The sequence below is a fragment of the Enterococcus sp. FZMF genome (genome assembly GCF_030263915.1).
Classification (GTDB): Bacteria; Bacillota; Bacilli; order Lactobacillales; family Enterococcaceae; genus Enterococcus_D; species Enterococcus_D casseliflavus.
The window spans coordinates 1,406,518-1,427,298 of the sequence record NZ_CP127160.1 but is presented as its reverse complement, the minus strand read 5'-3'; the positions used below and the strand labels follow the sequence as shown (position 1 = coordinate 1,427,298).

The 20,781-nt window shown below is 42.4% G+C and carries 22 protein-coding genes; 3 read left to right on the top strand and 19 right to left on the bottom strand.

All coding sequences use genetic code 11. The features are described 5' to 3' along the window. Nucleotides 1-31: 31 nt before the first annotated feature. From QN079_RS06860 to fabT, 11 genes are all read right to left on the bottom strand, one after another. Complete coding sequence (locus QN079_RS06860) at nucleotides 32-817, bottom strand: acetyl-CoA carboxylase carboxyl transferase subunit alpha (RefSeq protein WP_015509573.1); 786 nt, start codon at nucleotides 815-817, stop codon at nucleotides 32-34. Beyond that, on the bottom strand, nucleotides 810-1,679 hold the full coding sequence (accD, locus tag QN079_RS06855) for an acetyl-CoA carboxylase, carboxyltransferase subunit beta (protein ID WP_289230573.1): 870 nt from the start codon (nucleotides 1,677-1,679) through the stop codon (nucleotides 810-812). Before accD ends, QN079_RS06860 begins: the two co-directional genes overlap by 8 nt. A 12-nt stretch (nucleotides 1,680-1,691) precedes the next feature. Beyond that, the gene (locus QN079_RS06850; protein WP_005225896.1) at nucleotides 1,692-3,056 is read right to left on the bottom strand and encodes an acetyl-CoA carboxylase biotin carboxylase subunit; all 1,365 of its coding nucleotides are present in this window, start codon (nucleotides 3,054-3,056) and stop codon (nucleotides 1,692-1,694) included. A gap of 7 nt (nucleotides 3,057-3,063) precedes the next feature. Then, nucleotides 3,064-3,492, bottom strand: a complete 429-nt coding sequence (gene fabZ / locus QN079_RS06845; RefSeq protein ID WP_005225895.1) for a 3-hydroxyacyl-ACP dehydratase FabZ — start codon at nucleotides 3,490-3,492, stop codon at nucleotides 3,064-3,066. A gap of 4 nt (nucleotides 3,493-3,496) precedes the next feature. Continuing rightward, nucleotides 3,497-3,979, bottom strand: coding sequence for an acetyl-CoA carboxylase biotin carboxyl carrier protein (gene accB / locus QN079_RS06840; RefSeq protein ID WP_016610184.1), 483 nt, complete (start codon nucleotides 3,977-3,979; stop codon nucleotides 3,497-3,499). Next, complete coding sequence (gene fabF, locus QN079_RS06835; RefSeq protein ID WP_289230572.1) at nucleotides 3,980-5,218, bottom strand: beta-ketoacyl-ACP synthase II; 1,239 nt, start codon at nucleotides 5,216-5,218, stop codon at nucleotides 3,980-3,982. A 12-nt stretch (nucleotides 5,219-5,230) separates the two neighbouring features. Continuing rightward, complete coding sequence (fabG, locus tag QN079_RS06830) at nucleotides 5,231-5,968, bottom strand: 3-oxoacyl-[acyl-carrier-protein] reductase (RefSeq protein WP_008378189.1); 738 nt, start codon at nucleotides 5,966-5,968, stop codon at nucleotides 5,231-5,233. 9 nt (nucleotides 5,969-5,977) lie between these two features. Then, nucleotides 5,978-6,901: an ACP S-malonyltransferase gene (fabD, locus tag QN079_RS06825; RefSeq protein WP_034872550.1), complete on the bottom strand. Its 924-nt coding sequence runs from the start codon at nucleotides 6,899-6,901 to the stop codon at nucleotides 5,978-5,980. A gap of 123 nt (nucleotides 6,902-7,024) precedes the next feature. Next, on the bottom strand, nucleotides 7,025-7,249 hold the full coding sequence (locus QN079_RS06820) for an acyl carrier protein (protein WP_005225890.1): 225 nt from the start codon (nucleotides 7,247-7,249) through the stop codon (nucleotides 7,025-7,027). A 52-nt stretch (nucleotides 7,250-7,301) separates the two neighbouring features. Next, a complete protein-coding gene (locus tag QN079_RS06815; RefSeq protein WP_005225889.1) occupies nucleotides 7,302-8,264 on the bottom strand; it encodes a beta-ketoacyl-ACP synthase III in 963 nt (320 codons plus the stop codon). 9 nt (nucleotides 8,265-8,273) lie between these two features. Further along, the gene (gene fabT / locus QN079_RS06810) at nucleotides 8,274-8,714 is read right to left on the bottom strand and encodes a fatty acid biosynthesis transcriptional regulator FabT (RefSeq protein ID WP_008378199.1); all 441 of its coding nucleotides are present in this window, start codon (nucleotides 8,712-8,714) and stop codon (nucleotides 8,274-8,276) included. A gap of 320 nt (nucleotides 8,715-9,034) precedes the next feature. Here fabT and QN079_RS06805 point away from each other — a divergent pair, with 320 nt between their 5' ends. Next, complete coding sequence (locus tag QN079_RS06805; RefSeq protein ID WP_289230571.1) at nucleotides 9,035-9,976, top strand: GIY-YIG nuclease family protein; 942 nt, start codon at nucleotides 9,035-9,037, stop codon at nucleotides 9,974-9,976. Nucleotides 9,977-10,044: 68 nt separating this feature from the next. On the opposite strand, the gene QN079_RS06800 is transcribed toward QN079_RS06805, so the two are convergent. The 7 genes from QN079_RS06800 to ykzS form a co-directional block, all read right to left on the bottom strand. Beyond that, nucleotides 10,045-10,275, bottom strand: a complete 231-nt coding sequence (locus tag QN079_RS06800) for a YkuJ family protein (protein WP_005225886.1) — start codon at nucleotides 10,273-10,275, stop codon at nucleotides 10,045-10,047. Between the two features lie 83 nt (nucleotides 10,276-10,358). Continuing rightward, entirely contained in the window at nucleotides 10,359-11,234 is an 876-nt protein-coding gene (locus QN079_RS06795; RefSeq protein WP_115232243.1) for an NAD(P)-dependent oxidoreductase, read from the bottom strand. Nucleotides 11,235-11,308: 74 nt separating this feature from the next. Next, complete coding sequence (locus QN079_RS06790) at nucleotides 11,309-12,541, bottom strand: glycosyltransferase family 4 protein (RefSeq protein WP_005225884.1); 1,233 nt, start codon at nucleotides 12,539-12,541, stop codon at nucleotides 11,309-11,311. Nucleotides 12,542-12,572: 31 nt separating this feature from the next. Continuing rightward, the gene (locus QN079_RS06785; RefSeq protein WP_034858001.1) at nucleotides 12,573-13,583 is read right to left on the bottom strand and encodes an LTA glycolipid anchor biosynthesis glycosyltransferase, IagA/BgsA family; all 1,011 of its coding nucleotides are present in this window, start codon (nucleotides 13,581-13,583) and stop codon (nucleotides 12,573-12,575) included. A 266-nt stretch (nucleotides 13,584-13,849) separates the two neighbouring features. Continuing rightward, nucleotides 13,850-15,577 (bottom strand): phosphoenolpyruvate--protein phosphotransferase, encoded by a 1,728-nt coding sequence (ptsP, locus tag QN079_RS06780; RefSeq protein WP_289230570.1) that lies wholly within the window; start codon nucleotides 15,575-15,577, stop codon nucleotides 13,850-13,852. Then, a complete protein-coding gene (locus tag QN079_RS06775; protein WP_003126335.1) occupies nucleotides 15,577-15,843 on the bottom strand; it encodes a phosphocarrier protein HPr in 267 nt (88 codons plus the stop codon). Before QN079_RS06775 ends, ptsP begins: the two co-directional genes overlap by 1 nt. A gap of 160 nt (nucleotides 15,844-16,003) precedes the next feature. Continuing rightward, nucleotides 16,004-16,195: a protein YkzS gene (gene ykzS / locus QN079_RS06770; protein ID WP_005225880.1), complete on the bottom strand. Its 192-nt coding sequence runs from the start codon at nucleotides 16,193-16,195 to the stop codon at nucleotides 16,004-16,006. 270 nt (nucleotides 16,196-16,465) lie between these two features. Between ykzS and QN079_RS06765 the strand changes: the two genes are divergently transcribed. Both QN079_RS06765 and QN079_RS06760 read left to right on the top strand, forming a co-directional pair. After that, a complete protein-coding gene (locus tag QN079_RS06765; protein ID WP_289230726.1) occupies nucleotides 16,466-18,730 on the top strand; it encodes an ATP-dependent Clp protease ATP-binding subunit in 2,265 nt (754 codons plus the stop codon). A gap of 148 nt (nucleotides 18,731-18,878) precedes the next feature. Continuing rightward, complete coding sequence (locus tag QN079_RS06760) at nucleotides 18,879-19,190, top strand: DUF1827 family protein (RefSeq protein ID WP_005225878.1); 312 nt, start codon at nucleotides 18,879-18,881, stop codon at nucleotides 19,188-19,190. Between the two features lie 162 nt (nucleotides 19,191-19,352). Here the strand turns inward: QN079_RS06760 and QN079_RS06755 are convergent, their stop codons facing one another. Continuing rightward, the gene (locus QN079_RS06755) at nucleotides 19,353-20,672 is read right to left on the bottom strand and encodes a helix-turn-helix domain-containing protein (protein ID WP_289230725.1); all 1,320 of its coding nucleotides are present in this window, start codon (nucleotides 20,670-20,672) and stop codon (nucleotides 19,353-19,355) included. Nucleotides 20,673-20,781: the final 109 nt, after the last annotated feature.

The window sequence follows — 20,781 nt, the reverse complement described above, 5'->3', positions numbered from 1 at the left end:
CATCCTCTAATCAGAGTGGATATCCTAGTTTTTAAAATCGGCGAAAACGTTGATACCTTGCCTCAAGCAATTCATCTGTTTGCAAGGTAGAAAGTTCGGCAAGTTTCTTTGAAATTGCCGCTTTCATCTGTTCCATCAATTGCTCTTTCGGTAAAAAGGCCTCTTCATGGGTTTCAGCAATCACTTTTTCAATAACACCGAGTTCATATAGTTCTTGAGCTGTGATCTTCATCAAGCCAGCAGCTTCTTTGGCACGGCTGCCATCTTTCCATAGGATCGAAGCAAAGCCTTCGGGAGATAAAATGGCATAGATCGAATGTTCCATCATCCAAACCTCATCGCCTAATGCCAGTGCTAAGGCACCGCCGCTGCCGCCTTCACCAATGATGATTGCCAAGATCGGCACCGTTAAATCGGACATTTCCATCAAGTTACGGGCAATCGCTTCGCCTTCTCCGCGCTCTTCCGCGCCAATACCGCAAAACGCCCCTGCTGTATTGATCAATGTGACCACAGGTCGCTGAAATTTTTCTGCTTGCTTCATTAAGCGTAACGCTTTGCGATAACCTTCAGGATGTGGCGAGCCAAAGTTTCTGCGTAAATTTTCAGGCAGATTACGGCCTTTTTGAATACCGATCACGGTCACTGGCTTGCCATCTAAACAAGCAATGCCGCCAACAACGGCTTCATCTTCGCCAAACAGACGGTCTCCATGAAACTCTTCAAACTCAGAAAAAATGCCGTCAAAGTAATCCAGTGCCGTCAAACGGTCTTTGCTGCGAGCGAGTTCAACGATTTCGTGGGCTGCTCTAGTCATTGCGATCCCATCCTTTCCGCGTATGCAAAGAAATCAAATGGTGGATTTTCTCCCGCAAGTTCGTCCGTGGAACGATTTGATCGACAAAGCCATGATCTAACAGAAACTCTGCCTTTTGAAAGTCTTCAGGTAGTTCCTGACGAATGGTTTGTTCAATCACACGTCGTCCAGCAAAACCGATCAAGGCTTGCGGTTCTGCCAGGATGATATCCCCTTCCATCGCAAAACTAGCGGTGACGCCACCGGTTGTCGGGTCCGTTAAAACCGTTAGATAAAACAAGCCAGCTTTACTATGGCGTTTTACCGCCGCAGAGATTTTTGCCATTTGCATCAGTGACAAAATTCCTTCTTGCATCCGTGCACCACCTGAAGCGGTAAAAAGAACAACTGGTAGCTGTTTTTCGATCGCACGTTCAAACAAACGGGTAATCTTCTCCCCCACGACCGTTCCCATACTGCCCATGATGAAATTCGCATCCATGATCCCGATCGCTAACGGCAATCCTTGAACTTTTGCTTCTCCTGTGAGGACAGCCTCATGCAACCCAGTTTTTTCTTGCATTTGTGCGACTTTATCCAAATATCCAGGAAAATCAAGAGGATTTTTTGTGGTTACATCTGTGTCCCATTCTTCAAAACTTTTCTCATCAATCGTGATAGCGATCCGTTCCCAGGCACTGATTCGGAAATTATACCCGCAGTGAGGACAGACTTTCTCTGCCCCCATCTCCTTCGTATAAAGCGTTCGTTTGCAACTAGGACATTTCGCCCAAAGATTATCTGGTACGACTGGTTCGTTCGTTGGCAGCTGACCTCGATTAGGATTGATGCGAATGTAGTTTTTCTTCTTAAATAAAGCCACTCATCTTCCCTCCTATTGTTCAGGTGTCCAATTTGGCAGAAATTCCTCTTGTAAAAAGGCGGTTGTATAGTCTCCCGCAATCACTTTCGGGTGACTGATCAAGTCCATTTGGAATTCTGCATTCGTAATGACACCATCGGTCACTAATTCGGCTAACGCCCGCTGCATCTTCATCAACGCTTCGAAACGGTTCTCGCCGTGAACGATCACTTTAGCGATCATAGAATCATAATAAGGTGGAATCGTGTAGCCAGAATACATGGCACTGTCTACACGAACGCCTAGGCCGCCACTTGGTAAAAACAAATTGTTGATCTTGCCTGGTGACGGTGCAAAATTGAAGGCTGGATTTTCTGCATTGATCCGACATTCGATCGCCGCGCCCGTCATCTTGATGTCTGCTTGCGTCAAGCCTAGCGGTTCGCCACTAGCGACTTCAAGTTGTTTTTTGACTAGATCAATGTTTGTCACCATTTCGGTGATCGGGTGTTCCACTTGAATTCGAGTGTTCATTTCCATGAAATAAAACTCCCCAGTGTCCGCCATTAAAAACTCGATCGTGCCAGCATTACGATACCCTACCGCTTGTGCGGCACGTACCGCTGCTTCTCCTAGTTCTGCTCGCTTGCTTTCAGAAATCACCACAGAAGGGGATTCTTCCAACACTTTTTGGTTGTTGCGTTGTAGCGAGCAATCGCGTTCACCAAGGTGGATAATATTACCAAAAGAATCACCTAACACTTGCACTTCTATGTGTCGAGCAGGATAAATGATTTTTTCAATGTACATTTCATCGTTGCCAAATGCCGCTTTCGCTTCTTGCTGCGCCGAAGCAAAATGATGAGGCAATGCTTCTTTATCTGCGACTTTCCGTATCCCTTTACCGCCACCGCCGGCCGCAGCTTTGAGCATGACTGGGTAACCAATCTCTTCAGCGATTGTTAAAGCTTCTTCCACATCAGAAATCGCGCCTTTGCTTCCGGGAATGACCGGTACTTCTGCTTCGATCATCAAGCGTCTTGCATTGATTTTGTTTCCCATTGCATCGATAGTCTCACTCTTTGGCCCAATAAAGACGATATTGCATTCCTCGCACATCGCAGCAAAGCGGCTATTCTCTGAAAGGAAGCCAAATCCAGGATGGATCGCCTCAGCCTTTGTGACGATCGCAGCGCTTAGGATCTGCTGTACATTCAAATAAGAGTCGGCTGCTTTGGCAGGTCCGATACAAATCGCTTCATCGGCAAGCTCTGTATGCAACGCTTCTTTATCTGCTTCTGAATAAACGGCGACCGTTTGAATACCTAATTCGCGACAAGCGCGAATGATACGTACGGCGATTTCGCCACGGTTTGCGATCAATACTTTAGAAAACATGTCTCACCTATCCAATCATGAAAGTCAATTCTGCTTCCGCCACTTTTTTCCCATCAACATAGGCAATTCCTTTGCCGATGCCAGCTGCAGATTTCACTTTGATTATTTCTACTTCTAAGATCAAGGTATCGCCTGGTGTTACTTTTTTTCTGAATTTCGCTTTGTCTAAACCGCCAAAGTAGGCAGTTTTCCCACGAAAATCTTCCAATGATAGCAATGCTACAGCACCTGCTTGCGCCATTGCTTCCACGATCAATACTCCGGGCATCACTGGTTCATGGGGAAAATGACCTTGGAAAAACGGCTCATTGATAGTAACGTTTTTCTTCGCAACGACCCGTTTGCCTTCTTCTAACTCCTCTACCCGATCCACTAAAAGCATCGGATAACGATGAGGGATGATTTCTTTGATTTCTTGAATCGTTAATGCGCTCATTGCTTTACCCTTCTTTCACACGGAATAATGGTTGATTGTATTCAACGATTTGTTCGCTTTCAACCAAGACTTCAACTAATTCGCCATCGACGTCACTGACGATTTCATTCATGACTTTCATCGCTTCAACGATACAGAGAATATCACCTTTTTTCACGTGATCGCCGATTTGTTTGAAGTTGTCTTTATCAGGACTTGGTTTCAAATAAACGACACCCACTAATGGAGAGACAACTTCTTTGCCCTCTAAGACAGGTTTTGCCGTTTCTACTGTGTCCGGTGTTGCTGAGACAGCAGGCGTTGGTGCAACAGGAGTTGGCGCAGCATTCGCTGCAGGAGCAGATGCAGGTGCAGAGGATGCACTTTGTAACCCACTTGTCGTATTTTTATTAAAATAAAGTTCAAATGTCTCTTTTTTTAATTGAAGCTCAGTTAACGTCGATTGATCGAATTGGCTGAGCAGCTCTTTTACCTCATGTGTTTCCAATTACGCTTCCTCCCAACGTTTCAACAAGATCACTGCATTATGACCGCCAAACCCAAGTGAATTACTCATGGCATAGGTCAATTCTGCTGGTTGGCTTTGATTGATAACAACGTTCAAGTCGATCTCAGGATCTTGTTCTGTCACGTTGATGGTTGGTGGAATAAATTGATGTTGTAATGCTAATAGTGAAGCAATGGCTTCGATTCCGCCAGCCGCCCCAAGCAAATGACCAGTCATTGACTTTGTACTGCTAACATATGGTTTTTTATAGTCTTCGCCCAATCCGTATTGGATCGATGTCGCTTCTGCACTGTCATTGGCGGGCGTGCTTGTACCGTGGGCATTGATGTAGCCAACTTCAGCCGGGGTGATCGATGCTTCTTGCATCGCCAATTTCATTGCTTTTCCGGCACCTGATCCATCAGGATTTGGCGCAGTCATATGGTAGGCATCACAGTTCGCACCGTACCCTACGACTTCACCTAAAATCGTTGCCCCACGTTTTTGCGCATGCGCCAATGATTCTAAAATGAAGACGCCAGCGCCTTCACCCATGACAAACCCACTACGATTTTTATCAAACGGAACGGAAGCTTTGTCAGGGTCTGATTCAGTGGTTAACGCCGTCAGAGACGCAAAACCAGCGATACCGATTTCACAGATCGTCGCTTCTGAACCACCAGCGATAATGACATCTGCGTAGCCATGCTTGATGTTCCGAAAAGCTTCACCGATTGAATGGGTACCAGAAGCACAGGCGGAAACAGTCGTCGTACAAATGCCTTTCGCACCTACCCGTAACGCAATGTTGCCGGCAACCATATTTACGATCGACATCGGTACGAACATTGGTGATACCCGATTTGCTCCTTTGTCATGCATCCGAATCACTTGGTCTTGAATCGTTGGCAAGCCGCCGATCCCTGAACCAACCATCACGCCAAAACGATCCACATCAATGGTTTCTGTATCTAACTTCGCCATTTCCATCGCTTCTAACGCCGCATAAATTCCATAAATGGAAAAAAGATCCATCCGCTTCGTATCTTTTTTAACGAAGTACTTTTCTAACGGAAAATCTTTGACTTCAGCGGCAACTGAGATCCCTGTTGCTTCTGCGTCAAATTTTGTAATCGGGCCGATGCCGTTGGTCCCGTTTTGTAAACTTGCTAAAAACGTTTCTGGGTCATTTCCGATTGGAGAAGTGACGCCGTATCCTGTAACTACTACTCGATTCATCTATTCTTCCTCCTACCCTTGCATTGCCATCCCGCCGTCTACACTGATCACCTGACCAGTGATGTAGGGGCTTTTTGCTAAAAAGACTGCTGTTTGCGCAACATCCTGTGTGGAACCAAAACGCTGTAATGGAATATTTGCCAATGATTGTTCTTTGACTTTATCCGACAGCACTTCAGTCATCTCTGTTTCGATAAATCCTGGGGCGATCGCATTGCAGGTGATCCCCCGAGCGGCACCTTCACGAGCGGCAGATTTCGTAAAACCGATCACGCCAGCTTTACTTGCCGCATAGTTGGCTTGCCCGATATTTCCCGTCAAGCCGACCACACTCGTCAAATTGATGATACGGCCTTCTCGCAGCTTCATCATTTTTTTCAACGCATGCTGCGTCATATTGAAGGTACCAGTCAAATTGATTTTGATCACTGAATCAAAATCTTCGGGTTTCATTCTCAACAATAATTTGTCATTCGTGATTCCGGCATTATTGACTAAAATGTGGATCGGTCCGACTGCCGCTTCTGCTTCCAAAAGCATGGCTGCCGCTTGATCAAAATCAGAAATGTCCCCATTGATCGCTACACATTTCACGCCGTAGCTGGTGATGCGATCGATCAGTGACTGGGGAATTTCTTTTCGTCCATTTAAAACGATATTCGCTCCTTCTTTGGCAAAGGCTTCCGCGATGGTAAAACCGATCCCTCGCGAGCTACCAGTTACAAAGACGTTTCTATTTTGCAGATCCATAAATTCCTCCTAGTTGAATCGGGCTAGTGTATCTGCCAACGTTTGGCTATCTTCTACACGCGCAGTCTGGATTTCTTTGTCTATTTTCTTCATAAAACCGCTCAATACTTTTCCTGGTCCGATCTCGATGACTTGTTGGATGCCAAGCTGCTTCAGTGTCGCAATGCTTTCGTAAAAACGCACTGGCGATTTCACTTGCAGCGTCAACAGTTCCTTGATTTGGTCTTGCTGCATTGGCTGCGCGGTTGTATTGCTGATGACAGGTACTTGCAACTCATCAAAGGTGATTTGAGCTAATTCCTGTGCTAATTGCTGCGATGCGGGTTCCAACAAAGCAGTATGGAAAGGACCGCTGACATTTAAAGGAATCACCCGTTTGGTTCCAGCAGCTTGTAACAATTCCACCGCTTTATCCACTGCCGGCGCTTCACCGCCAATGACGATCTGCTGCGGCGTATTGTAATTCGCTGGTGTCACGATCCCCACTTGACTTGCTTCTTTACAGATTTCTTCAATCGTTTCAGCGGGTGTGTTCATCACAGCGACCATTTTCCCAACACCTGCTGGCGCCGCACTTGCCATATACCGACCGCGCTTTTGCACCAATGCGACTGCTGTCTGGAAATCAAGCGCACCACTAGCGACTAAGGCTGTATATTCGCCTAAACTCAAGCCAGCAACAGCATCTGCTTTGATTCCTTGCGCATCCAAAAGTCGCCAAAAAGCCGTACTTACCGTTAAGATGGCAGGCTGCGTATATTCCGTCTGGTTTAAACGTTCGTTTTCAGTAAAGCATAGCTCAGCCATATCATATCCTAGAATGGTGCTGGCTTGTTCAAACGTCTCACGAACGATGGCTTCTTGGTGATAGAGCTCTTCTCCCATTTTGGGGTACTGTGCGCCTTGACCGCTAAATAAAAAGGCTGTCTTCATCTTGTACTCCTTCATTACTTTGATCGTTGTCGTTGGAGAACATGGCTTCTTGCAGTTCGTCTATGAATCAGCAAAAACACGTTCTTAAAAAGGAAAGGCTAGGCTGTCTGCCTAGCCTTTGTTTTATGCTTGTTGTTTTTCTACATATTTAACTAGATCTTCAACGGTTGTGATACCATCTTCTGTTTCGATCTTCACATCGAATTCATCTTCGATCTCGTTAATGATTTGGAAAAGATCCAAGCTGTCTGCTTCTAAATCTTCTTGGATGTTTGTGTTCAATTTGATTTCTTCTTTTTCTTTTCCTAATTCTTCTGCTACGATTTCTTGAATTTTTTCGAATACCATGTGTATATTCCTCCAATGTGTTTTTCAATAGTAATTTTGTTTCGTGAACAAGTTATAAGGTGGCTAACATAGTTCCCCATGTCAATCCGCCGCCAAAACCTGAGAACACCACTTTTTGACCACTGCCAAGTGACAGTGTACCTCGTTTGATTTCTTCATCTAGCAATAACGGAATCGAGGCTGCCGAAGTATTGCCATAATCTTGCATATTTTGCAAAAATTTCTCACGGGGCTGCTTCAGCTTGCGAGCAACTTTGTCTAAAATACGTGAATTTGCTTGGTGAAGCAAAAAATAATCGATTGCTTCATCTTGTGTCAGATCATTGATCGAGGCGACCACATCACGCGTCGCAAAATCAAAGATTTCTCGTCCAATCATTTGCATACAAGCACTATACGCCGGAGCGTTTTGTGAAAAAGGATTCTCATTCGTTCGAAAACCAGATGTTAAGGACATGCCTCGCGTCCCATCTGCTTTTAAAGACTCTTTGAGCAAATGCTGCTCTGAAGATGCTTCCAACAATAGACCGCCGGCACCATCTCCGAATAAAACAGCCGTCGAACGGTCGTTCCAATCCAAGACTTTTGAAAGTACTTCTCCACCGATGACCAATCCTTTTTTAGCGCCCGTTCGAATCAGTTTTTCTGCCATAGACAATGCATAAACGAAACCAGCACATGCTGCACTGATATCAAAAGCAAAGGCATTGACTGCCCCAATCGCCCCTTGGACTTGGCAAGCAACCGCCGGTGTATTGAAATCCGGTGTGATCGTCGCTACCAAGATAAAATCTAGACTTTCTGCTGAAAGCTGAGCATCTTGTAAGAGCGTTTGAGCGACGCGAATACAAAGGTCTGAAGTGTTTTCGCCGACAGCGACTCTTCTTCGTTTGATTCCCGTGCGAGAATGGATCCATTCATCTGAAGTATCCATCAAATTTGATAGATCATCATTTGTTACGATTTTTTCTGGAACATAACTTGCAGTCGCGGTAATTTTTCCAAACATATTCATCCATTATTCTCACTTATAATCTTGTAAAAAGTCATGCAGATTTTTCAGTGCTTTCAACAGTGCCTGTTCCTCTTCAGGAGACATCTGACTCAAGACACCCTTCACCATCTCACGATGAAAATGCTGATGAACACGATAAAGGAGTTTTCCTTTTTTCGTCAAACCTAGTTTGACGACTCGCCGATCATCTTCACTGCGAATCCGTTCTACATATTCTTTTTTCACCAAACGATTGATCGCGATGGTCAAAGTCCCAACAGTGATCGAAAGCTCTTTGGCAACTTCAGTCGTGGTCTTTTTTTTGTACATCCCGATGGCTTCGATGGTATGCATTTCGGTAATTGAAAGGTCTTTGAATTGAGATTTTTTCAATTCAGATTCTTCAATCACTAAGATGTCATTAAAGACGCTGACTAAGTAGTCATTAACTGTTTCTAAATTGGGTTCCATAACCTTCACCATCCGAATACTTTGATAATCAAATCATTTGATAGTCAAACTATATCGGAAGTTATTGAGAAATGCAAGAATTTTTTCGAACTTTTTTTATTTTTAAGCGCATTTTTATTTTAGAATTGATTTTCTAAGATTTTAAAAGCTGCGAGTTGACAAAATAATCCGTTTCCGTTATAGAGAAATTTCCTTTGAGTGTCAAAGTTTATCATTGCGTTGCCTCCACTCTATTTCTAATTTTTTCTTGTCAATGGCCAGCAAACGTTGCTCTCTTACGCTTCATCTGCTACTCTTTGGAGGAAGGAGAGGAACGATCGATGAATCCGAACAAAGAGTTTCTAAAAAACAAAGCAAATGCACTGCCTGAAAAGCCTGGTGTTTATTTAATGAAAGATCAGCACAACGAAGTCTTGTATGTAGGAAAAGCCAAATCATTGAAACAGCGTGTCGTTTCTTACTTCCGAAAAAATCAGCAGCATGCCAATAAGGTGCTTCGACTTGTTTATAATGTCGTTGATTTTGAAACGATCGAAACAGATACAGAATTGGATGCACTATTACTTGAATGTCGTTTGATCCAAGCTTTTCATCCTATCTACAACCGACAAATGAACCATTCAGCCAACTATTGCTTTGTTGACTTGACGAATCATACCTTCACGATCACTCAAACACCACAAATTGGCAGTTATGGCCCCTTTCGGCAAACAAAAAAATTGCCAGCATTGTTTCAATTATTGTCAGAAACCTTTCAATTGCCGACTGTCAACGAACTGACGCTATTGACCTTACGTAAGCAGCTCCCTCAAATGGATGCGTATCCCTCGAAACAGAAGTGGTGGGAAATCGGCTGTTTTTTTGCAGGAAAGAAGACCGACTGTTTTTCACTCCTTAAAAAACGCTTAGCATACCTGATTGATCACTTATTGTTTGAGCAAGCTAGTGTACTGCAGCGCGAGATCCATTTAGCACAAAGCTTTTACCAAGAAATCGTGAGGGTCAATCAGTTTATTCAAGAACCAGAAGTGATTTTTTCTATTCCCCTTGACTTAGAGGAGCCAGGATCACAGACGACTCAAATCAAATACTATCAAGTTAGCTTTGGCAAGTTGATCCAAACAAAAGTTCTTTCTCCCGAGGAAACATTCCAGCCACTCCCGCCAGCAAGCGCTGCGCTTCCTTTAGCCCCGGAAGATCTCGATCCATTAGGGATCATCCTTAATCACTTGTATCGCCAAGAAAAAGCAGCAGATAAATAAAAAACAGCAAGCCCAAGTAGGCTTGCTGTTTAGAAATGAGAAAGCGACGACGAACGTCCCACTCATTCTTATTGGATCAAATCATAGATTTCCATGGCTACAATATCAACGTTATCAAATTGATAAGATTGACTTGATTCTGCTTCCGTTAATTCAAACGTTTCTGTCGAATTGTCATAAGTAACGGTACATTTTTCGACGCCTTCTTTTTCAAAACGACGTACTTGAACTTCATTGTCTTGCGCTTCGACCATCGCTTCTAAACGTTTGATGATAGCGACTAATTGCGAACTTTTCATTCGTAAGCCTCCTTTTTCTGTCCGTTATATTGTATCAAAACATCCTCTATCTTGCATTGATTTTTCGTATTTTTTTTGTCATTTTAAGATTTTTTTCCATCTTGCCACCAAAGTTTAATCAGCGCCTGCGTTCCGTCATTTTCGAAGCCTTTTTCAGCCAACTGATCATACAATTTTTTAGCTAAAGCGGTGCTTGGCAAATCCAATCCCATCTTCTTGGCCTCATCCAAAGCGATACCCAAATCTTTGATGAAATGTTTGACAAAAAAGCCTGGTGAATAATCCTCTTTTAGGATACGAGGACTATAATTCGTCATGGACCAATTGGCTGCCCCACCACCAGAAAGGGTTTCAATCACTCGTGGTAAATCAAGACCCGCTTGGTTCGCATAGACCAGCATTTCTGTCATCCCCGTCATGGTTCCGGCAATCATGATCTGATTGGCCATTTTCGTATGCTGACCTTTCCCTGCCCCTCCTTGAAGTTGAAACGTCTTTCCTAATACTTCAAAAAGTGGTTTTACTTGTTGGTAAGCTTCTTCATCGCCACCAACCATAATCGTTAGCGTGGCGTTTCTCGCACCAAGATCACCACCAGAAACTGGCGCATCAATACTCGCTGCTCCTTTTTCCTTCGCTGTCTGGTAGATTCGTTCTGCCAAATCAGGTGTACTGGTGGTAAAATCCACCAATGTTTTGCCCGTCACAGCCGTTTGAAAAATCCCTTGAGGCCCATAGTAAACCTCTTCAACATCGGATGGATAACCAACCATTGTAAAGATGATTTCACTTTCTGATGCAACTTCTGTTGGGGTGTCACACCAAATTGCTCCATTCGCAACGAGTTCATCAGTTTTTTCTTTCGTCCGATTGTAAACATTCACTGTATGTCCTGCAGCTAAGAGATGACCAACCATCGCTTGACCCATGACACCAGTACCGATAAATCCTAATTTCATGCAGATCCCTCCAAAATAAAAAAGTTCATGTCTTTAGTATACGCTAAAAACATGAACTTGCGAAAATTTTCTGTTTAATCGATCGTTCGGCGAAAGGCCTTTAATTTTACTTTGAATTTTTCTAGCGTCTGCTCGGTTTCTTTTTCGATGCGTTCTGTTTCATAATAAGCGACCATGTCATGGTAGAAAGATAGCATCGACTCACCGAAGCGCAATGCCGAGATCTCGTACATTTTTCTAGCAAGAACTTCGGGATCAGCAGGAATCTTTCGTTCATAATAATCAATAAATGCTTTTGCGAAATCCCGATCACTCTCATAGGTGACGCCTAAAGACGGATCATCGATCAAGGTGTTTAAGTAGTCATTGCCTTCAACGACTAACGGTGTTCCAGCAGCCATTGCTTCCGTGTAAGTCAGTCCTTGTGTTTCTGATGTGGAGGCACTGACGAAGTAATCGGCAGCATGGTAATAGATCGCCACTTTATCATTTGCCACTTCACCGACAAATTGAACATGGTCAGATAGAGCCATATCCACCACTTTTTCTTCTAATTTTTCTTTATGCGGACCTTTCCCAACGATCACTAATTGCGCATCAGGAATCTTCGTTAAAATTTCTGGCATGCCGTCGATGATTGCTTGGATATTCTTTTCATAAGAAATACGACTGAGGGAAAGCAGCATGGGTTGATTCTCAGTGATGCCCAATTTCTCCCGCAATTCTTTTTTCATGTCAGTTGTAATATCCGGTCGGCGAAACTTCTCAACTTCGATCCCTGTGGGGATGATCCGCATTGGTGAAACCACACCATACCCTCTCAGCGTATCGATGACCCGTTCACTTGGACAAACAACACCTGTCGAGTGGTTGGCAAATAGCCGTGAAAGATATTTCACGTGAGATGGCCGCAAGACCTTTCCGTTTGCGATGTAGTGCAAGTAATCTTCATACATTGTATGGTAGGTATGGATCACAGGAATCTGCAATTTACGCCCCACCATTTTCCCCAACATCCCAGAACCAAACTCTGTATGGGTATGGATCAATTCCAATTCTAATTCTTTGGCGATCAAATAGGCATACAACATGCCGCGAACCACGATTCGCCGATCTTTGAAGGACACAAACGGGACACTTGGCATGCGAATGATATCTTCTTCGTCCAGATCAGCATTTGGATCGGTCGTTGTAAAGATATACACTTTATGGCCTTTTTTCTCAAGCTCTTCTTTCAATGTCTTGATCGATGTCGCCACACCACTTACCTGGGGGAAGTAGGTGTCAGTAAAAAATCCGATTTTCAAAACGGTACCTCCAAACTTTACATTAGTTTCTTCATTCCGTATTCATCACTTTTGTATAAACCTCTTGTAATTTAAACCCAATTTCATCAATACTCTTTTGCTTTGCTGTTTCATAACCCGCTTCACTCAATGGTGGTAACGTGCCCTCCACGATTCCTTTGATTTTCTCAATAAATCCTTCATTGGTTTTTTCCATGTATGCATTGTGCCCATTACTTAGCCACCCTTTATAAACAGGAATATCCCGAACGAGCACATTTTGGCGGCTGGCTAACGCCTCAAGGACTACGATCCCTTCTGTTTCTTCATAAGAAGGAAAGAAAAATAAATCGGCAGCGGAATATGCGCCTTCGATAATGTCTCCTTTGATATAACCTGGAAATAACACATTTTCTGGATGGTCTTCATTGACGAGGTCGCGGATCTGTTTAGGAATCGTCATCATTGGTGTATGACCAAACCAGATAAACGTATACTCAGGCAATTGTCTAGCTATCTCTACAAAATCAAGAATGCCTTTTCGTTCAAAAAATAAACCGACGGATATAATGACTTTTTGATCTGGTAAGAGATTGAAATACTCACGAAAGGCTTTTTCTTTCTCTTGATCCGGCTGATATTTGTCAAGATCGATGCCGTTTGAGATTGCCTCGATCGGTACTTGGATACCATATCCTTCCAAAAGTTCTTTCGAATAAGGAGTCGGTGTGATCAACTGATCGGCTCTAGAATAAAGATTGATCAAATATTTTTTATATAATGGCGAAAGCTGGTTTGAGCCGATAAATGAATTCCGAAAATCCTCTTCTGTAGAATGGGCATGGTAAATCACTTTTTTCCCTTGTCTTTTGGCTTTGTTGACCATGTGCATACTATTGATCCCATACGTGTTGATATGAAGGATATCATAGTCCTCATCATTTTTATCAAGAGTAAAAGGAATCCCGACAGATGTCAGTGCTCGTTGCTGATGGGCCAACGCTCGACCGATACCTGATTTAGCTAATAATTTTTCTCCTTCAAAATAAAGAAGTACTTTCAAAGATGATTCCTCCTTGGAAATGCTTATATCTGATATTAGTATACCATAGGCAATCGGAGACATACTCCTACCATGGTCCTAGATTTTGTTCCCCATTTAATCATGATACGTGAAAAACTTACGGAATCATAGCTTTATACAAAGATATGACAAAATTGTTCGTTTTCTGAAAAAACGAGCAGGCTGTTGCAAGTCAAATCGAACAAGAAGGCTTCTTATAACAAAAAAAAAGGCAACAAGCAAAATTGCTTGTTACCTAGAAATGATTAGTTTACATACTGTTCGATTAGCTCAACAACTTCTTCCATTGTATCGCAATCTTCTAAAGCACGTTTTGCTAATTCTTGCATGTCAGTCGTTGACAAGCGTTTCATTAAGCTACGTGTTTTTAGAACAGATGTTGCACTCATTGAGAACTCATCTAAGCCCATACCTACAAGAAGTGGCACAGCAGTTTGATCGCCCGCCATTTCTCCACACATACCAGCCCATTTGCCTTCAGCATGCGCTGAATCGATCACGTTTTTGATCAAACGTAAAATTGATGGGTTGTATGGTTGGTACAAGTAAGACACGCGCTCGTTCATGCGGTCTGCAGCCATGGTGTATTGGATCAAGTCATTGGTACCAATACTGAAGAAGTCAACTTCCTTCGCAAACTTGTCTGCTAAGACAGCAGCTGCTGGAATTTCGATCATGATTCCGACTTGGATCTCGTTAGAAACCTCAACGCCTTCGTCAATCAATTTTTGACGCTCTTCTTCATACATTTTCTTCGCAGTACGGAACTCTTTCAATGTTGCCACCATTGGGAACATGATACGTAAGTTGCCGTGAGCAGAAGCACGTAACAACGCACGAAGTTGGGTACGGAACATGTCATCCCCAAGTTCAGATAAGCTGATACGCAATGCACGATAGCCTAAGAAAGGATTCATTTCATGAGGCAATTTTAGGTAAGGAAGTTCTTTATCGCCACCAATATCCATTGTACGGACAACCACTGGTTTGCCAGCCATTCCTTCTAAAACTGCTTTGTATGCTTTGTATTGGTCTTCTTCTGTTGGGAAATCAGGAGAATCCATGTACAAGAATTCAGTACGGTATAAACCGACTGCTTCTGCACCATTGTTGTGGACACCTTCTAAATCTTTAGGCGTTCCAATGTTCGCAGCTAATTCAAAGTGCTTACCATCAGCGGTAACTGTTTCAGCATCTTTCAATTTTTCCCATTCTGCTTTTTGTTCTGCGTAGGCTTTCCCAGCTTCAACAAATTCAGCTGCTTGGTCATCTGTCGGGTTGACGATAACGTCACCGATAATACCGTTAACAGCTAAGATGTCGCCCGCTTTCACTTTTGCGGTGATCTCCATTGTTCCAACGATTGCTGGGATTTCAAGAGAACGTGCCATGATAGCGGAATGAGAAGTACGTCCACCGATATCTGTTACAAAAGCTTTTACAAAGTTGCGGTCTAATTGTGCAGTATCACTTGGTGTCAAGTCATGCGCAACAACGACTACTTCTTCGTTGATCATTGAAGGATTAGGCAAAGTCACATTCAGCAAATGCGCCAAGATACGTTTTGCGACATCTTTAATGTCAGCTGCCCGTTCTTGCATGTAAGCATTGTCATCCATTGCTTCAAACATATCAATATACATGTCAGTAACTTCTTTCAACGCAGCTTCTGCATTGACTTTGTTATCTGTCACGTTTTGTTTGATTTGACCAATCATCTCAGGATCTGAAAGAACCATTAAATGAGCATCAAATACTTGTGCTTCTGCTTCACCTAAAGTTTGCGCTGCTTTGTCGCGGATTTGTTGTAATTCCGCTGTTGACTTCGCTAACGCATCATCTAAGCGTGCTTCCTCTGCTGCAGTATCTTCAACTGATACTTTTGAAAAAGATAAATCAGGTTGTACTAACAGGTAGGCTTTCGCAACGGCTACACCATCACTAGCAGCAATTCCTTTTAGCATCTCAACCATTATTCAGACAAACCTTCTTTTTTCATTGTTTCTACGATTGCAGCGATTGCATCTGCTTCGTCAGCACCTTCAGCAGTGATAGTTACATCAGAACCTTGGCCAACGCCTAAAGACATTACGCCCATGATTGATTTAAGGTTTACTGATTTACCTTTGTACTCTAAGTTGATATCAGAGTTGAATTTGCTTGCTGTTTGAACCAATAATGTAGCTGGACGTGCGTGAATCCCTGTCTCAGCAACTACGTGAAAATCTTTCTTTTCCATATTGATCAATCTCCTTTATGATACGTTTTTTTGTGTGAAGGCAAAATTTCCATGCATGCAATGACACCCGAAAAAAATCGCCCTTTCAACTGTTAAGATTACCATTTTTTTCCTCGATAGACAACCGTTTTCTCTTAAATAAACAATTGAAATAAATGTCCTATTTATTTTCTTGCACATAACGGTAGATGATCTTCCCATTTAAGCCCGCTTCTCCGACAAAAGAAGACCGATCTTCCAACTGGAGCCAGACATCTCTAAACGCCAGGAATTCTGGCTGTTGGACAATCAATTCTTGGATCTCTCCATTGCGCAAACGCGTTATTTCTGAAGCAAAATCTCTGTTCTCCATCCTCAATTCTCACCTCTTTCTTTCTATTATAATGGAATTACTTTTTATTTAAAAGACGCTTCTGCTAATGAAAGAGCGGCAAAAATTTTTACGAGTAAAATTCTTGCAGTCTGACAAAAAGTTAGTATAATAGAATTATGGTCAGTAAAGGTCAATAACACATTACCTCGAAGATGACCGTTTCTATGCACACAGCCCCTTTTCTTTTACAAGTGTAAAAAAGCGCCGTAAAATAAGGGTGATGGAACAAATATGAAAGGTCGTGAATCTATGCTTTGTCAAAATTGCGGCAAAAATGAAGCGTCTATTCATTTATATGCCAGTGTCAATGGTCAAAGAAAACAACTCGATTATTGTCAAAGTTGTTACCAAAAATTAAAAGCTCAATCTGGGAATGCTGCAGCTGCAATGGCGCAAGATCCTTTTGGATTCGGCAATATTGATGATCTATTTCGTCAAATGTCTCGCCAGATGCAGCAAGGAAATACCCCTTATGAACAAACCCCTCCGACGCAAACCGGCGGTAACGGTTTTGTCGGCGGTCAGCCTCCACGCAATAACCAAGCACCTGCAGGTCTGTTAGGAGAATACGGTATCAATATTACCCAAATGGCTCGTGATGGCGAAGTCGATCCAGTCGTTGGTCGTGATTCAGAGATCAAACGAGTGATTGAGATCCTTAATCGTCGAACAAAAAATAACCCTGTGCTTATTGGTGAACCTGGGGTTGGGAAAACTGCCGTCGTTGAAGGGTTAGCCCAAAAAATCGTTGATGGTGATGTACCACAAAAACTAATGGATAAAGAAGTCATTCGTTTGGACGTTGCGTCTCTTGTTCAAGGCACAGGTATTCGTGGACAATTTGAAGAACGCATCCAAAAATTGATTGAAGAAATCAAGCAAGCAGAAAACGTGATTTTGTTTATTGATGAAGTCCATGAAATCGTTGGCGCTGGTGCAGCTGGCGACGGAAATATGGATGCTGGAAACATCTTAAAACCAGCTCTTGCTCGTGGAGAACTACAAATGGTCGGAGCAACGACGTTAAATGAATACCGCATCATCGAAAAAGATGCTGCTTTAGAACGCCGTTTGCAACCAGTACGTGTGGATGAACCTTCTGTGGAAGAAACGATCCGCATCTTAAAAGGTTTGCAACCACGTTATGAAGATTATCATCATGTGAAATATACTGATGAAGCGATCGCAGCTGCCGCTACCCTTTCTAACCGATACATCCAAGACCGATTCTTGCCTGATAAAGCAATCGATCTACTAGATGAAACAGGTTCTAAGAAAAACTTAATGATCCAAATCGTTGATCCAAAAACGATCGAAAAGAAATTACAAGAAGCGGAAGAGCAAAAACAAGCTGCCTCTCGAGAAGAAGATTTCGAAAAAGCTGCTTACTATCGCGATCAAATCAATAAATTGCAAAAAATGAAGGAACGCCAAATCAGCGAAGAAGAAACGCCAGTCATTACCGAAAAAGACATGGAACAAATCGTTGAAGAACGGACGAATATTCCAGTTGGTGAATTGAAAGAAAAAGAACAAACGCAATTGAAAAATCTTGCGGATGACTTGAAAGCTAAAGTTATCGGACAAGATGAAGCGATCGACAAAGTAGCCAAAGCGATTCGCAGAAATCGGGTCGGTTTAGGCAAACAAAACCGTCCAATTGGCTCTTTCCTATTCGTCGGCCCAACCGGTGTCGGGAAAACCGAATTAGCAAAACAATTAGCCTATGAGATGTTTGGTTCTGAAGAATCGATGATTCGTTTCGATATGTCAGAATACATGGAAAAACACAGTGTATCCAAACTGATTGGCTCTCCTCCTGGTTACGTTGGCTACGAAGAAGCGGGTCAATTGACTGAAAAAGTTCGTCGGAATCCATATAGCCTGATTTTATTAGACGAAGTGGAAAAAGCCCATCCTGATGTATTGCATATGTTCTTGCAAATTCTCGATGATGGTCGTTTGACGGATGCCCAAGGACGTACAGTCAGCTTTAAAGATACCTTGATCATCATGACAAGTAATGCGGGAACTGGCAAAGTTGAAGCCAACGTCGGCTTTGGCGCAGCGCGTGAAGGCATCACTCGTTCCGTGTTAAATCAATTGAACAATTACTTTACGCCAGAATTTCTCAATCGCTTTGACGGGATCATCGAATTCAAGGCACTAAGCAAGGAAAACTTGTTATCGATCGTGTCCCTTATGCTGCATGATGTCAATCAAACACTTAGTCATCAAAAATTGCATATCGATGTTCCACAAGACGTGCAAGAAAAACTGGTCGATCTAGGTTACAGTGCAACGATGGGTGCTCGCCCATTGCGCAGGACCATCCAAGATCAAATCGAAGACGGGATTGCTGAATATTATCTTGAGCATCCTCAAGTTCGTCAATTAAAAGCACAATTGGAGGATTCCGATAAAATCGTTGTAACTTCAGCCGAATCCTCTGCACTTCCTGAAGAAACACCTTCTGCTGAAGAGGAAAAACCATCGGAAACAGATGAGCAATAACGTGTCAAAACGGTGACCAAACCGTTCGTTTTGCCAGACAACCATGTTTTGCCAAAAAATTGGGTAATTCCGAGTTGTCTGGCTTTTCTTTTGAAAAAAAACGACCTATAATGTTATTAATAAATACATAGAATGTGAGGTGAGTCTGGTGAAATTAATCAACGTTACAAACAGCCATTCTCGACTAGTATTGAATCAACTTGAAAATACCGACGCAGAACTTGTAAAGGTTTACACTGCCGGAGACACGACCGTGATCTTTACCTCAGCGCCGAACCACAATGAAATTTTGCTGATCAATAAAAAACGGAATATTCGCCCGACGGAGGTAGAAGAAATCAAAAATTACTTCTTGAAAAAATTACCTGATGGCTCCTATGATCCTGCTACGATCTCTGTGATCCAAATGCCCGAAGTGGTAGAAATCTCCATCAAAAAAACGTTGTCTTCCTCACGTTAGCTTTGCCTAATCACGTGTTTAAAAAATATCTATAAAAGGTGACTGTCGCAGCCCTCTTTTATAGATATCTTTTTTTGTCTTCTCTCCTCCTTCTTTCGCCTAGTACTTCGACCAACGATACTTGCTAGTCAAGCAAAAAAAGAGAGCGTTACGCTCTCTTTTTCAAGTATATTTATTAGAAATCATCGACTGGATCATCACATGTAGATTGTGCCAATCCTTGGTACTATGAACATTGCCAAAAAATGTAAATTTCTGTGACTCATTATGGATCAGCACGCCATCAGAAACCAGTATGTCTGAGTCTCCTAAGTTCGAACTAAAGTGAATCACGTTTTCATTGTAAATTTTCAATAGTTTGTTCTTAATGACCGGGATATATTCTGGGTGGTTCAAAAGAGAAATACCAATGCGAATCGGTTCCTCTTTTTGGATAGGTAGATAAGAGGCTGTAATCTGAGAGATTTTCCTTAAGAAAAGGGCTTCTTTTTCTATTACAAACGAATGGCGCTGCAAGACGGTCGCAATCAACTCCTCCACCTCTAATACACGTTCGTTCGTAGAGGACAAATCTTCAGTAGACACAAAACTATCCAAAAAGAGATGAAGACAGCCCCATGTATTCATCACTAATTCATAGGTAAGAAACGCTTCGATCGCTTTGGAAAGATCATACTTTTGCGACAAGACAGCCACAACATCAGCAGAAAATTCGACCAATGGATTCCCCGAGAGGTTTCGCAGCTGTTTCCCCAAAAGAAGTTTCTCTTGATCCGAGATCGTTTCAGGTATGAAGAGAAAAACCCAGAAATGATAAAAAATCTGTTCTTTCTCGATATCTTGCTGACTTCTGATCGGCAGCAGCTTGATCACTTGTTTTTCCCCATTGAGTTGCTTGATTTGCTCATAAATAGCGATGGAAGCTTCGTCTAATTCATTGACGATATAGCCCCTCAACACCGCATTTTCAATGATTGAAAACATAATATCGTGCTTCACTTTTGTAGTTTTCAACGGCTCATATTCTTTCGCAGCTAATTCAACGCTTGCACGGGTGCGCTGATTGATGTAAACATTACAAGCCATGATCTCAACTAAATAGTGGTACATCCGCACACAAGGCTCTGCCCCTGTCAGATCAATGGAATCTGTGTTGTTATTGATAGTAATCGGGACATTTTGGATAACCAGCATTTTTTTCAGATAGCTGATCAATTTATAACAATAAGAAATACTAAAAATCAATTCTTCTGAGATGTCCACCATACGGGTCTTTCTTTTTCTTAACAAATAGGATAATAGACGATAATAAGGAGATTCTAAGAAATACTTCTTCTTTAGATTCACAAAAATATGCAGGCTTTGTTCTTCGTTTAATTCTCGTGACAAATAAACGGTTCTCTTTTTCAACAAAAAAATAGACTCGTCAAAGGTCGTAAACTCTCTCATATCTTCGGCGATTTCATTGATCAATATTTTCACCTGATACAAAGATTTGTTTATCGTTTCACATATTTTATCAAGAGACAGCTGCTTCTCCAAAATGATATTTCTAATAATAGTTAATTTATCTACCTGTTTTTTGGTTAAA